Annotated in this window: 13 protein-coding genes; 10 read left to right on the top strand and 3 right to left on the bottom strand. The window is 48.5% G+C overall.

The window, feature by feature from the left end:
• The first annotated feature begins 48 nt into the window (after positions 1–48).
• From gpAD87_RS10620 to gpAD87_RS10610, 3 genes are all read left to right on the top strand, one after another.
• A complete protein-coding gene (locus gpAD87_RS10620; protein ID WP_064638159.1) occupies positions 49–1,221 on the top strand; it encodes a Gfo/Idh/MocA family protein in 1,173 nt (390 codons plus the stop codon).
• A 162-nt stretch (positions 1,222–1,383) separates the two neighbouring features.
• Entirely contained in the window at positions 1,384–2,112 is a 729-nt protein-coding gene (locus tag gpAD87_RS10615) for a ThuA domain-containing protein (RefSeq protein WP_064638157.1), read from the top strand.
• Positions 2,113–2,226: 114 nt separating this feature from the next.
• The gene (locus tag gpAD87_RS10610) at positions 2,227–3,333 is read left to right on the top strand and encodes a Gfo/Idh/MocA family protein (RefSeq protein WP_064638154.1); all 1,107 of its coding nucleotides are present in this window, start codon (positions 2,227–2,229) and stop codon (positions 3,331–3,333) included.
• Positions 3,334–3,410: 77 nt separating this feature from the next.
• Here the strand turns inward: gpAD87_RS10610 and gpAD87_RS10605 are convergent, their stop codons facing one another.
• Positions 3,411–4,229 carry an SPL family radical SAM protein gene (locus gpAD87_RS10605; RefSeq protein ID WP_064638151.1) on the bottom strand — a complete coding sequence of 273 codons (819 nt, stop codon included), beginning with the start codon at positions 4,227–4,229 and terminating at the stop codon, positions 3,411–3,413.
• On the bottom strand, positions 4,226–4,822 hold the full coding sequence (locus gpAD87_RS10600) for a bifunctional transcriptional activator/DNA repair enzyme AdaA (RefSeq protein WP_331710911.1): 597 nt from the start codon (positions 4,820–4,822) through the stop codon (positions 4,226–4,228). Before gpAD87_RS10600 ends, gpAD87_RS10605 begins: the two co-directional genes overlap by 4 nt.
• Before the next feature lie 174 nt (positions 4,823–4,996).
• On the opposite strand from gpAD87_RS10600, the gene gpAD87_RS10595 reads away from it, so the two are divergent.
• The 3 genes from gpAD87_RS10595 (at position 4,997) to gpAD87_RS10585 (ending at position 7,707) form a co-directional block, all read left to right on the top strand.
• Positions 4,997–5,977: a Gfo/Idh/MocA family protein gene (locus gpAD87_RS10595; protein ID WP_064638148.1), complete on the top strand. Its 981-nt coding sequence runs from the start codon at positions 4,997–4,999 to the stop codon at positions 5,975–5,977.
• A gap of 24 nt (positions 5,978–6,001) precedes the next feature.
• Positions 6,002–6,718, top strand: a complete 717-nt coding sequence (locus gpAD87_RS10590) for a hypothetical protein (protein ID WP_064638145.1) — start codon at positions 6,002–6,004, stop codon at positions 6,716–6,718.
• 95 nt (positions 6,719–6,813) lie between these two features.
• Complete coding sequence (locus gpAD87_RS10585) at positions 6,814–7,707, top strand: NAD-dependent epimerase/dehydratase family protein (protein WP_064638142.1); 894 nt, start codon at positions 6,814–6,816, stop codon at positions 7,705–7,707.
• A gap of 358 nt (positions 7,708–8,065) precedes the next feature.
• Here the strand turns inward: gpAD87_RS10585 and gpAD87_RS10580 are convergent, their stop codons facing one another.
• Positions 8,066–9,076, bottom strand: coding sequence for a LacI family DNA-binding transcriptional regulator (locus gpAD87_RS10580; RefSeq protein ID WP_064638139.1), 1,011 nt, complete (start codon positions 9,074–9,076; stop codon positions 8,066–8,068).
• A 409-nt stretch (positions 9,077–9,485) separates the two neighbouring features.
• On the opposite strand from gpAD87_RS10580, the gene gpAD87_RS10575 reads away from it, so the two are divergent.
• The 4 genes from gpAD87_RS10575 to gpAD87_RS10560 all read left to right on the top strand — a co-directional run bounded on the left by gpAD87_RS10575 (position 9,486) and on the right by gpAD87_RS10560 (position 14,550).
• Entirely contained in the window at positions 9,486–11,276 is a 1,791-nt protein-coding gene (locus gpAD87_RS10575) for an L-fucose isomerase (RefSeq protein ID WP_064638133.1), read from the top strand.
• A gap of 41 nt (positions 11,277–11,317) precedes the next feature.
• On the top strand, positions 11,318–12,820 hold the full coding sequence (locus tag gpAD87_RS10570) for a rhamnulokinase (protein ID WP_064638131.1): 1,503 nt from the start codon (positions 11,318–11,320) through the stop codon (positions 12,818–12,820).
• Between the two features lie 53 nt (positions 12,821–12,873).
• A complete protein-coding gene (locus tag gpAD87_RS10565; RefSeq protein ID WP_064638129.1) occupies positions 12,874–13,536 on the top strand; it encodes a class II aldolase/adducin family protein in 663 nt (220 codons plus the stop codon).
• A gap of 261 nt (positions 13,537–13,797) precedes the next feature.
• Positions 13,798–14,550, top strand: a complete 753-nt coding sequence (locus gpAD87_RS10560; RefSeq protein ID WP_090950051.1) for a FadR/GntR family transcriptional regulator — start codon at positions 13,798–13,800, stop codon at positions 14,548–14,550.
• Positions 14,551–14,560: the final 10 nt, after the last annotated feature.

The following is a 14,560-nucleotide window of genomic DNA, read 5'->3' as shown; positions in this document are numbered from 1 at the left end:
ACTCTTTAGTTCAACCTGTATAGCTTTATCCCAAAGGAGGAAGTGACCATGTCAAAGCGTCTTCGTGTCGGAATGGTTGGATACAAATTTATGGGGAAAGCCCACAGCAACGCTTATCGCAGTCTGCCGATGTTTTTCCCGTCTGCCCCGCTGCAGCCGGAGATGTCTGTAATCTGTGGACGGAACGAGCAGGGAGTTCAGGAGGCTGCCAGTCAGTTCGGCTGGTCTGAAAGTATAACGGACTGGCGCGAGCTGGTGCGGCGTGATGATATCGATCTGATCGATATTAACGCTCCAAGTGATGCCCATAAGGAAATCGCACTGGAAGCCGCTCGTCAGGGTAAACATCTGTTCTGTGAAAAGCCGCTGGCTTTGTCGCTAGCTGATTCGCGTGAAATGCTCCAGGCTGCTGAAGAAGCAGGAGTTGCGCACATGGTCGGATTCAACTACCGTTTCTCTCCAGCAGTGCAGCTGGCTAAAGAGTTGGTGCAAAGCGGACGCCTAGGCAAAATCTATCATTTCCGTGCGTTTTTCCTTCAGGATTGGATCATGGACCCTTCGTTCCCGCTGGTATGGCGTCTGCAAAAGGAAGTAGCCGGTTCCGGCTCACATGGCGATCTTGGCGCACACCTAATTGATCTTGCACGTTTCCTGGTGGGTGAATTCAAGGAAGTAATCGGGATGAGCGAAACGTTCATTAAAGAGCGGCCGCTGGCTTCGGAAATGACCGGACTTAGTGCCAAAGGCAGTTCGAACGCAGATGCTCCGAAGGGCGAAGTGACGGTAGATGATGCCACGTTGTTCCTGGCACGATTTGCAGATGGTGCGCTCGGAAGCTTCGAGGCTACACGCTTTGCAGCAGGTCATCGCAGTACCAACTCCTTTGAGATCAACGGCAGTCTGGGCAGCGTTCGGTTTGATTTTGAACGGATGAATGAACTGGAAGTGTATTTTACGAAGGACGATGAAGATGTGCAGGGCTTCCGCCGTGTTCTGGCGACTGATCCGGCACACAAATATGCTGAGGCGTGGTGGCCTGCGGGACATACGATTGGATTCGAGCACACGTTCACACATGAAATGCTGGAACTGGTGACCGCGATCTCCGAAGGACGGCAGCCTGAACCAAGTTTCCACGATGGAGTTGCCTGTCAAGCGGTATTAGAAGCTGTTGAACGTTCCGTTACAGATCGTCGCTGGGTGTCGCTAGAAGAAATGTAAGCATTAAACCACTGATTTGTGAAGTGGACATCATGTTGGCACTCATTTGAAATAAATAAGCTAGATTTAAGCTAGGATGTTGGCCTCGGAGAGGTCTTGAGTTTGCATAAGGTCCGATAGAGAATGACAATAACTTAACTTCCGGAAAGCGAGTGATGGGTGATGAGCAAAGCACTAATCGTATGGGGCGGCTGGGATGGACATGAACCAGAGCAGGTAGCAGCGATTTTTGAACGCATTTTGAAGGAAGAACAATTCGAGGTTGAAGTCTCAGATGCACTGGAAGCATATGCGGATGCAGAGAAACTACTGGGTCTGGATCTGATCGTTCCGCTGTGGACGATGGGGCAGATTGAACAGGAACTCGTCAATAACGTATCTGCGGCTGTTCAGAGCGGCGTGGGTCTTGCGGGTCTTCATGGCGGGATGTGTGATGCGTTCCGCAACAACGTCGATTGGCAGTTCATGACGGGTGGGCAGTGGGTTGCGCATCCAGGGAACGACGGCGTGGAGTACACGGTAAACATGAAGCGCGGTTCCAGTCCGCTCTTGGATCATATTGAAGATTTCCAGGTGAAAAGCGAACAGTACTACCTGCACGTGGACCCTGCTGTGGAAGTGCTGGCAACGACACGCTTCCCAATTGTTAACGGTCCGCATGCAGCGAATGGCCCAGTAGATATGCCCGTCGTTTGGACCAAACGCTGGGGTGCAGGCCGTGTGTTCTACAACTCGCTCGGACACCATGCAGATATCGTGGAGATGAAACAAGTTACTGAAATGATGCGTAGTGGTTTCAAATGGACTGCCGCAGGCAAAGCTCTTGCACAAAGCCGCAAGGAAGCAGTGGCTGAAGTTTACACAGGAATGGCTGATAACCAAAATCACTAATTTAATTTAAACCTAATTCATATCCGTTGAGATAAATATATTGACCCACATAACAGCGGTCTTAAGTTGTTTTGGAAGCGCTATATCAATTGGGAACACGAAGGGAGTCCACGCATGAAAACAATGAAAGTAGGCATTATTGGCTGCGGTAAAATCAGTGGTATTTATATGGAGAACTGTCACCGATTTGAGGTGCTTGATCTTGTAGCGGTTGCAGATCTAGATCGGAACAGGGCAGAGGAGCAGGCGGCTGCTTATCATGTTCCTAACGTATACACGGTAGATGAAATTTTGGCAGACCCTGAGATCGACTTGATTATCAATCTGACAATCCCTGCCGTTCATGCGGATGTATGCTTGAGAGCGCTCGAAGCAGGCAAACATGTCTACGTGGAAAAACCACTCGCAGTCACACGTGAAGAGGGTCAGGCGGTCCTGGAAACGGCTAAGCGCAAAGGGCTGCTGGTAGGCTGTGCGCCAGAGACGTTCTTTGGTTCAGGCATTCAGACGGCACTCAAAGTGGTAGAGAATGGTGTCATTGGCAAACCTGTGGCCGCTACCGCATTCATGATGAGCCGTGGGCATGAGCATTGGCATCCAGATCCGGAGTTCTACTATGCAGCCGGTGGCGGGCCGATGTTTGATATGGGGCCCTATTACCTGACTGCGCTCGTACAATTGCTGGGACCAATCAAGTCCATTGCTGGCATGACGGGCAAAGCGATGGAACAGCGGACGATCACGAGTGAGAAAAAGCGGGGTCAGAGCATCCCTGTTGAAATTCCGACGCATGTAGCCGGATTGTTGCAATTTGAGCAGGGAGCTATCGGCACGCTGATTACGAGTTTTGACGTATTTGGCGGAAGTGTATTGCCACCGATTGAAGTATACGGCACGCATGGAACCCTACAGGTTCCTGATCCAAACACATTCGGTGGTCCAGTTCGTTACCGCTTGCTAGGTGATGAGGAATGGACTGAGGTACCGCTTCTGCCAGGATATCAGGAAAATACACGTGGCATCGGTGTTGCAGATATGGCTTATGCCGTGGGCAGCGGACGTGCTCATAGAGCAAGTGGAGAGCTGGCCTACCATGTGCTTGAAGCGATGTGGGCGTTTCATGATTCTTCGGATGAGCAGACTTTTTATAAAATGGACAGCACATGTCAGCGCCCAGCTTCACTGCCGGCAGATCTTCCATTATACACACTTGATCAATAATCGATTAAGTTAGAAGTATAGCCCTGACTCCCGATGCGAGGGAAGCAGGGCTATTTTCACTTTATATCAAGGCATGCTTAGGGTTCGAATCCAGCCTGGCTAATCCAGATTTTATCTTCCTCAAAATGCGCCTTCATTCGCTCGACTACCATTTTGTATGCTTCAGGACTGAACCAATCTTCCTTGCCCACTTGTTCGTAAAGTGGCTTCATGCCAAGTCTCCGGGTTCGCTTGCCCTCACTGCCATCTCCCATAAAGTAATCATCAATGCATATACGATCAACAAGCGGCCTCAGAATGATTGCAAAATTCTCGCTGCTGGGTAATACTGGCGCAATAGCAGCCTGTGTGGGGATACCGGCATCTCGCAGTTGTTCCAGGGCTCGCAATCTGCCAGCGATTGGCGGAGCTGAAGGACTGAACTGCTTGCGGATATCATCCAGATCCGTTTCCACGGTCATGCTAACCCGGACCCGGTCACCCAACTTTTTCAGCAGATCGATATCTCGGGTCACCAATGGACTTCGGGTTTGAACCAATATAAAATCGGGTTGATGCTCAGCCATGACTTCTAGCAAAGACCGCGTGATTTGCTCCTTATATTCAACGGGCTGATACGGGTCTGTACTGGATGACATAAAAATAGTGACTTTACCTTTCGACTTCGCACGCTTCAGCTCCTTGGAAAACACATTGGCGGCTTCCTGTTTCACATCAACCCAGCTCCCCCATGGCTCTTTGCGAAATAAAGATACGGGCATTTGCCTTACATAACAGTAGGAACAGCCAAAGGCGCAGCCTGTGTATGGATTCAGCGTATGCGTATAACCATTAAGGAACCCGGTTCCTTTGTTCAGCAACGTTTTGGGTACTTTGTATACTAAGCTGGTCTTCATAATTGATCACGCCTTTGTTCACGATAATTGGCAGGTGTGCATCCTGTATGTTTTCGAAATACAGTAATAAAATACGCCGGATTGGCTATGCCAACCTGTCGACCAATATCTGTGACGGTAAGCCGGGTGCTTTCAAGCAATTTCCGGGCTTCAGTGACTCTTTTTTCCTGAATATACTCCACCGGAGTTAGGCCGGTAATCCGTTTGAACACCCGATGCAGATGATACGGACTACCGTGACTCACATTTGCAAGAATATCAAGTGTAAGGGGCTCGGCATAATGATGTTCAATATAGTCTGTTACAACGGAAATCCATTCCTGGTCGGGGACTCGCTCGCCCGTTGGTTTGCACCGTTTGCATGGACGGAAATGTCGCGCCAAAGCTTCTTCGGGATTGTTAAATATAGAGACATTCTCATATTTGGGTGCTTTCGACTTGCAGGAAGGTCGGCAAAAGATACCTGTTGTTTTGACACCATAATAGAATTCCCCATCAAAGTTGCTGTCGTTGTGGATAATGGCATTCCACTGTTTGTCATCTATAGGAACTGAATCTGTTTGATAGGAATTGTGACTTTCCAAAAGAATCACCTCAAGTTTCATTATACCCCTGATTTATGGAGATCGACGAAGTTTCAAACAAAAAAGCAAGATATCAATATGTTGGAAATGGACATCCCTTCAATCTGGTTGAAATATAGGCTACAATGTACAGGATGGCAAGCTGTTTAAGCGTGAAATTTATTTACGAAAGAGGTAGATTGAATGGTTCGTTTTGGAGTGGTAGGTACCAACTGGATTACAGAGAGACTTCTTGAGGCCGCTGCACAAGTCGAAGGATTCGAATTGACCGCCGTGTACTCAAGAACTGAAGATAAAGCTAATGCATTTGCAGATCAATATCAAGCTGCGCTTCGATTTACTAGCCTCGAAGAGATGGCTGCGAGTGACGGGCTCGATGCCGTGTACATTGCTACACCGAATACCTTTCATGCGGAACAGGCAGAGTTGTTTTTGAGAAACGGCAAACATGTACTGTGCGAGAAGCCTTTGGCCGCCAATGGAGCAGAGGTCCGTCGTATGATTGATACAGCGAAAGAACATGGAGTTCTGCTCATGGAGGCCATGAAATCGACCCTTGTTCCCTCGTTCAAAATGGTTCAATCTCACCTACATAAAATTGGCCCGGTACGTAAATATGTAGCGAGCTATTGCCAGTACTCTTCCCGGTACGACAAGTATAAGGAAGGAATCGTCCTGAATGCGTTCAAACCCGATCTTGCTAATGGAGCGTTAATGGATCTTGGTGTGTATTGTCTCTATCCACTGATTACATTGTTTGGCGAGCCTAAACAAGTTCAGTCCCAGGCATTGATGCTGGAATCAGGGGTAGATGGACAAGGCAGTGTTATTCTGAATTATGATGAGATGGAAGCGGTAGTGACGTACTCCAAAATCTCCAATTCTCACGTTCCAAGTGAAATTATGGGCGAACGCGGCAGCATCCTCATTGACAAAATTGGTTCACCCGAACATGCGGAGATACGCTACAATGATGGTACGGTGGAAAAACTCACTGCCGAGCAAATTCATCCGTCGATGTATTATGAGGTGGAGGAGTTTGTCAAGCTGATTCAGCAGGGCAAAAAGGAATCGGACATGAACACGTATGAACGTTCCTATGTTACCATGCAGGTGATGGATCAGATCCGGCAGCAGATTGGTCTTGTTTTTCCTAACGATTAATTCTGGAAAGTGAGCTGAGACGAGATGAGCAGAGATGAGCAGAAGAGCAGAGTAGCCGGCCTGGAGTTGGCACAGATTATTTTTATCGGGCGAACCTTCGAGGAATATATGAAGATGTTCAACCTGACCGTAGAAGAAATTAAAGGTAAGTCCATTCTCGATTGTCCCGGTGGGGCTTGTTCATTCAGTAGCCATGCGCGAGAGTGGGGTGCAGATCCCATGGCAGCGGATATCGCCTATGAACATGAAATCAGCCAACTGGAAGTGAAGGGACTTCAGGATATTGAACATACGATGAAACAAATGGAACAAGTACAAGACAAATATAGATGGGATGATTTCGGTTCTATTCAAGGCTTGAAAGAAGAACGTAGACGTGCAATCAGAGACTGTGTAGCGGATATGAAACGTTTCCCTGACCGTTATGTTGCTTCTGTACTGCCGGAGTTACCTTTTGCCGATGAACAATTCGACCTAACATTGTCAGCACATTTCCTGTTTACGTATGCAGATCGCCTGAATGCCGAATTCCATCTACAGACGATCCTTGAGCTGTTGCGAGTAACCAAGCGGGAGCTGCGTATCTTCCCTACAGTAGACTTGTCTGGCAAACGTTATGAGCACATGGATGAACTAAAGGCTATACTGGAAGAACGCGGATATATTACTTCTGAAGAGAAAACTTCATACGAATTCCAGCGGGGAGCACATACGATGCTCCATATTGTGAAATCCCGGTAAACATACCTGAATTGCAACAGCACAGACAGCACTTCATTCATATGAAGGTTTTAATAAGATACGCATGACCAGAACAGGTTAGGAGGTTTTATCGGATGAAAAAAGTACTTATACTTGGTGGGACACGGTTCTTCGGCAAACGTCTGGTTGATCATTTGCTGTGGGAAGGAAAGTCTCAGATCACAGTCGCAACTCGCGGCAAAACGGATGTAGACTTTGGGCCTGAGGTCAACCGGATTAAAATGGATCGTGAAGACCCGAAATCTCTTGCCGAGGTTGCCCAGACCGACATGTGGGATATTGTCTATGACAACATCTGCTACTCGCCAGATGCCGCGAAGTCGGCTTGTGAAGCTTTTGCGGGACGTACCCAAAGATACATTTTGACATCAACGCTCTCGGTATATGGAGAGCCCAAACCTGGATTTACCGAAGCCGATTTCGATCCATACACCTACCCGGTGCAATACGGAAGCCACGAAGATTTCTCCTACGGCGAGGGTAAACGTCTAGCGGAAGCTGTGTTTTTCCAGGAAGCGGATTTCCCGGTGGCAGCGATGCGCATACCAATTGTACTCGGGATTGATGATTACACGCGAAGACTTCATTTTCATATTGAACATGTGCAAAAAGGAAAACCTATCGGCATGCCCAATCCGAACGCCGAGATTGGATTTATCAATTCCACCGAAGCCGCGAGATTTCTCGCTTGGCTTGGACATTCATCCATTACTGGACCTGTGAATGCAGCGTCCAAAGGGGCGATAACACTTTCCGCCATGATGCATTTGATCGAAACGGTAACAGGCATGCAATCACAGGTATTGACCGAAACGATCAAAGAAGACATGTCACCCTTTGGAATTTCGGAATCCTGGACAATGGATACATCCAAAGCAGAGCAGGCGGGATATACATTCGAAGCATTAATGGATTGGTTCCCGGGTCTGGTTCGGGAAGTCGCTCTGGCTCTTCAATCCGAGGGATAAATTAACTAAGAATATTTACTCTTGCCACTCCGATGCCAGAACAACCTTCCGATCGCTGTTATCCCCAGATTTTTTGGATTCCCTTTTTCAAAGGGGAAAATCCGAGGATAAGCGTATGCTTCCGATGCAGCTTTCTTTCAGAAAGCTTTTAGGCGAACGCTCCGCTTCTTCAGGTTATTTCTGTCCTCTACGTTCTTGTGTAAATGCTTAGTTCAATTTATATAGAATCCAAATATACGAGGTACAATAAAAAAACAGGACGCAATCAGAGAAATATTCTCCGATGCGTCCTGTTTGTATTTGCTTCAACAAAACAGTTTCTCTCAAGTCAGGGTTGGTCTACGACTGATTTTCCTCTTTATTCGCAAGGTACAGAGGCCGAAGCGCGAATACGCAGCTCCGATGGCATAATGACGGTCTGTGGTTCCTCAGGAGCCTTACCTTCAATTCGGTCGATCAGCATCTGCATGCCGATGGCACCAAAATCATAGGCAGGCTGTGCAGCAACCGTGAGAAAGGGATCAAAGGCAGAAGCCAGATCGAGGTCATCAAAACAGACGACCGAGATATCTTCAGGCACACGCAGCCCCCGTTTACGTAAAAGTCGAATGACGCCAATGGCGAGCATGTTGTTTGCTGCAAATATGGCTGTAGGTTTGTACTGATGTGCAAGTAAACTGTCTATACCCACTTCATCGCTGAAATCCCGGTAGCCTGTTCGAAGGATTAAGCCTTCGTCAAAGGGCAGCTCGGCTTCCCGGAGTCCCTCCATATATCCTTCTTCTCGCAGCCGCGCAGTCGAAACCTCGGAAGAACCATTAACCAGAGCAATGCAGCGATGACCCAGATTCGTCAGATATCGAATCAATTGAAGCGCCCCATCTCGGCTGTCCCCAGCGATAACGTCAGATGTGATTCCCGGAACAGTTCGGTCCAAAATAACAAACGGAATGCTACGTTCCTGCAGCTGCTTCAAGTGATTCAGCGAGCGGTCCCCTGCAGGTGCAAACAGCACACCATCGACGCGAGTCGACAGAATGGTTTCCACATAATTTTTCTCCTTGTCGTAATCCTCGTCGCTATTGCTGAACAGGAGGCGGTAACCACGCAGATTGGCAGCATCCTCAGCCCCCCGGGCCAGCGTTGTATAGAAAGGATTAGTAATATCAGTAATCAACAATGACAGCATCTGAGTCCGTTGCAGCACAAGACTGCGCGCATTCGAGTTGGGTATGTAACCAAGTTCTTCGATGACCTGTTGTACACGCTCGCGTGTCGCCGGGCTAATACGACCTGTTTGATTAATGACTTTGGAGACGGTCATGGCGGAGACGTTGGCTTTTTTGGCAATATCATAAATGGTAATCAATAGGATCTAACCTTTCCGCAACATAGTCTTTCCATTCTATAGGATAATGCCGATTGACAGCAAGATAGGCTCATGCTATCTTAGGGTTACCGATAACCCTAATCATAAAAAAGTTGATTTATTTCAGTCTAACCGCTCTTCATTTTTGCTCATATCGCTTCCTTCACACTCCATAACAGGACAGCATAACGGAGTCAATAATATAGAGCGGTTTATTTAATCAAGTATTTGTAAACGCATTCATAACAAGATAAAGAATGGACCGTTGGCATGAAACGGTACTGTATTACCTCGGGTATCGGTGAAGAGAAGGAACAGAATCCCTAATATGCCCCATCAAACTACACACGGACAAGTCACAAGTAATTCGTACCTATTCTATGAAACCATTGAAGGAGGACGTTTTAGTATGACACATCAGGATTATCGTTATAAGCAGGCATTTCCCAAGATTGGTATTCGTCCAACGATTGACGGAAGACGCAAGGGTGTTCGTGAATCATTGGAAGAGCAGACGATGCGCATGGCGACGTCCGTTGCCGAGCTGCTCGCAGCAGAACTTCGGTATCCCGATGGATCGCCGGTAGAATGCGTCGTTGCCGAATCCTGTATTGGTGGCGTGAACGAGGCAGCGGCAGCAGCGGAACTATTCAGTCGCTCCAACGTGGGCGTAACCATTACCGTTACACCTTGCTGGTGTTATGGAACAGAAACGATGGATATGTCTCCTTCCATTCCTACGGCGATCTGGGGTTTTAACGGAACCGAACGTCCGGGCGCAGTATATCTGGCAGCAGTACTCTCTGCCCATGCACAGAAGGGGATTCCGGCTTTTGGTATCTATGGAGAGGATGTACAGGATGGAGGAGATACGACGATTCCTGATGACGTTCGTGAGAAATTGCTGCGCTTCAGCCGTGCGGGTCTTGCCGCTGCAACCTTGAAGGGACGTGCTTATCTGTCCATCGGATCGGTATCCATGGGTATTGCCGGCTCCATCGTGAACGATTCCTTTTTCCAGGAGTATCTGGGCATGCGGAACGAATATGTGGATATGAGTGAACTGACTCGTCGTATAGAAGAAGAAATCTATGATCCTGAGGAGTATAAGTTGGCGCTAGCTTGGGTGAAGGAGAACTGTAGTGAAGGAGCGGACAACAATCCTGCCCATCTGCAGACAGATCGCAAACGCAAAGAGTATGAATGGGAAACGGTTGTGAAAATGACGCAGATCGTACGTGATCTGATGGCTGGAAATCCGAAGCTTGCGGAGCTGGGATTCACTGAGGAATCCATGGGTCACCACGCTATTGTATCCGGGTTTCAGGGACAACGACAGTGGACGGATCATTCACCCAACGGAGATTTTCTGGAATCCATCCTGAATTCTTCCTTTGACTGGAATGGCAAACGCTCTCCTTATCTGGTGGCAACAGAGAATGACAGCCTGAATGGTGTATCGATGTTATTTGGTTCCCTGCTTACACATACCGCGCAGATCTTCGCAGATGTACGCACCTATTGGAGCCCGGATTCGGTTAAACGCGTGACAGGGCATCAGCTGGAAGGAAACGCAAAGGATGGTATTCTCCATCTGATCAACTCCGGTTCTGCGGCATTGGATGGTACAGGGCAACAATCAAGAGCGGGTGAGCCTGTGCTCAAGCCTTTCTGGGAAATTACAGACGAAGAGGTTCAGGATTGCCTGAAAGCGACCTCATGGCGGCCGGCATCCGTCGAATATTTCCGGGGCGGCGGCTATTCGGCTGATTTCCTGACCAAGGGCGGTATGCCTGTTACGATGACACGTCTCAATTTGGTTAAAGGACTTGGTCCGGTACTGCAAGTGGCTCAAGGTTACACCGTCGACCTGCCTAAGGCTGTGCATGATACGCTGGATCAACGGACAGATCCGACTTGGCCATCCACCTGGTTTGCACCTGTTCTGACGGGCTCAGGGGCTTTTACTTCGGTCTATGAAGTAATGAATCAATGGGGCGCGAACCATGGCTCCATCTCATATGGACATATCGGAGGGGATTTGCTGACACTGGCCTCCATGCTTCGTATCCCGGTGAGTATGCATAATGTACCGGAATCCGAGATTTTCCGTCCGCGTGCCTGGGGACTGTTCGGCACAAGTGAACCAGAAAGTGCCGATTACCGGGCATGCAGCGTCTTTGGACCGTTGTATCGTTAACATCCAAAAGGCTTGTCGCGGAAGCAAAGGAGGCATGAGAGATGGGAACTCAAGCAACACATGTGCTTGCTGCCGATTACGGCGCCGGAAGCGGCCGAGTAGTCCGTGGGACTTTTGACGGGAGTAAGCTCTCGTTAGAGGAAGTGCATCGATTCAGTAACGATCCTGTACAGCTGGGAGACGGATTGTACTGGGATTTCCTGCGACTTTTCCACGAACTGAAACAAGGGATTGTAAAGGGCATGCAAGGCATCTCCCAACCGGTCCGTTCCATTGCTGTGGATACGTGGGGAGTCGACTATGGATTAGTGGACGGGGAGGGAAGATTATGCTTCAACCCCCGCCATTACCGGGAAACGCGTAATGCGAAGTGGATGGAAGAAGCCCTGCGGATGGTGAATGAAGAAGAGCTATATTCCATGTCCGGTGTCCTGCCACAACAGATAAATACCGTATTTCAACTACTTGGAAGTGTGCGCGAGCACTCGGAAGCTCTGCGGCCAGATGTGCGCATGTTATTGATGCCGGATTTGTTTAATTATTATCTATCTGGTCAGCAGGCCAGCGAGTACACAATTGCCAGTACAAGCGGATTATTGCATGTAGGAGAGGCCCGTTGGAATGAACAATTGATTGGCCGACTGGGTATCCCGGAGACGTTATTCCCACCTCTCGTACAGCCAAGCACGGTGCTGGGGCAGTTAACAGATGACTTGTGTGCAGAGTTGAAGACTGGACCGATGCAAGTGATATCTGTAGGTTCACATGATACAGCATCTGCATTAGCAGCCATTCCTGCGACCGATTCGGAATTTGCCTTTATTAGCTGTGGCACCTGGTCACTCATGGGGGTGGAACGCGACAGTCCTGTATTGGATAATCTTAGCCGTCAACTAGGGTTCACCAATGAGGGCACGGTAAATGGCAAAGTGCGAACCTTGAAGAATCGCTCAGGCCTGTGGTTATTGCAGGAGTGCAAACGGCAGTGGGAACGGGAGAATCAACGTTTTACTCATGAGGAACTGGTCCAGCTCGCTGCTTCGGCAACCGCTCATCAATGTTATGTATCGCCCGGTGATGGGGTGTATTTGGCACCAGGCGACATGCCAGAGCGAATCCGGCAACAGTGCAGTGCCAGCGGGCAAGCAATACCCGAATCGACCGGAGCCATTGTGCGTTGTATTCTCGAAAGTTTGGCACTGGAGTTCAGACAGACTCTGGATGAACTGGAGCTAATTACAGGCACTCGGCCACGGTTGATTCATATGGTCGGTGGCGGTGTGCATAATCGCTTATTGTGTCAATTTACGGCGAATGCAGCAGGGATTCCGGTGATAGCGGGTCCTGCCGAGGCAACTTCAGCCGGAAATTGCATGCTGCAATTGCTGGCACATGGCGAAGTGAGCAGCTTGTCCGAGGTGCGAGAAGTTATGGCTTCTTCCTTTTCTCCCGAAACCTATGAGCCAGAAGACACCGCAAGATGGCAGGAAGCCTACGTAAGATACCAACACCTGAATCAAACATTGGCGAGCAAATCCAATTAGATGAGCATTTTGTAAAATGCTTAAAAAGAAAAGTCAAAGGAGTGGAGCAGAACATGTCTGAACAACAGGTAAGGGAAGAATTGACCAAATATGCCCGCAGAGCGGTTGCTCATGGACTGGTGGTTGGACCTGGGGGAAATCTGAGCGCCCGTTTCGAAGGAACGATGCTTCTTTCGCCGAGTGGTTACGCACTAGAGGATCTGGAACCTGACGAATGGATCGCGATTGATATTGCGACAGGAGAGACACGTGCCGGATCAACACGCCCTTCCTCCGAGGTGTTGATGCATCTGTATAGCTATCGGGTCAACCCTGACATTCAAGCCATTGTGCATACACATCCGGCATACACCATCGCCCTGAGTCTCGTTTTCGATGAATTGCCTCATTTGTTCCCTGATCAGTCGGCACTGGTAGGCGATATTGGCTTTGTCCCTTATGTTCTGCCCACAACCAAACTTCTTGCTGATGCGGTAGCTGCCAAGGTTGAAGAGCACACAGCGCTTATTCTGGTTAACCACGGATTGGTCACGACAGGTAAAAACCTGCGCGAAGCCTACTACCGCACCCAGGTGGTGGAGGAAAGCGCCAAGGTGTACATGATCGCCAAGGCAGCAGGGGAGCCTAAAGTGCTTACTGCGGAAGAATACAAGGAGATCCAATCTCTTGAAAGTGAAGCCTACCGCGTACAGCTACTGCAACAACTCAAGTCGTAAATGAATATTTATAATTAAACTAAATTTAAAGGTTATCTCAACAAAGAGCAGATTACGTCCTCCAGAAAAAAATCTGGAATACAGGATGTGAATTGCTCTTTTTTTATTTTGGATCAAACGGGGAGTACATGGTGGAAAAAATAATACATAGTAATTGGGTAAGAATTATTGAAATTATTGTCGATTGAAGGTATACTGTCGTTAATCATCAGTGAGTAACAACAAAAAACTACAATTATTTATATATGAGGAGTGAATTTAGTGGGTCCTGAGCTAAACGAATTGGAGTTGGAATACGAACTGCTGAAGCAGCTTCGGGACGCGAGCGCTCCCATCGGGGCCAGCACGTTGGTTCATACCCTGGGCAAAACGTACGGTCTAAGTCAGGCTACAATCGGAAGAAGACTTATGGAGATGGACGTTGAAGGTTTCACGATACTGGAGGGCCGGAGGGGAAGGGTTCTGACCGAACAGGGGCTGGAACGAATCAAGATTCTGGAGAAGGATTTACAGCAAAAAAGTGTAAATTCCCAGCTCATTCAGATGCTGAACCATTCCGGTGAAAAGGCTCTGCTTGATGTCCTTGTAGCCAGAAGGGCTCTGGAACGGGAAATTGCTTCCCTGGCAGCACAACGAGCCTCCAAAGAATACATAGTGCTACTGGAAGCCTCTATTGCTACCCAGCATCAGTTGCTTTCCCAGAATATTATTCCTTACGAGGAGGACCGGGAATTTCACAGGCTACTGGCTTATGCGGCTCAAAACCAGATTCTGCTGCATGCGGTTGAACTCGTCTGGGAGACAAGCCGTGATTTCCTGGAAACAGCTTATATTAGGCAAAGAGTAGGTAGCGAACTGGTCGTGGACCACCAGCGGATTCTTGAGGCAGTAGCAGCAGGCTCCCCGGAACAGGCTGAAGCGGCAATGGTGAATCATATTAACCAGATGATTGAGGATGTCAAACGATATTTTGCCATGCAGAACCTTAATATAACTTCGGATGAGACCCGGTGATAAAGGAGTT

It is taken from the genome of Paenibacillus sp. AD87 (assembly GCF_001659845.1).
Taxonomy (GTDB): domain Bacteria; phylum Bacillota; class Bacilli; order Paenibacillales; family Paenibacillaceae; genus Paenibacillus; species Paenibacillus marchantiae.
The sequence above is the reverse complement of the archived record's forward strand: the minus strand, read 5'-3'. Positions and strand labels throughout refer to the sequence as shown.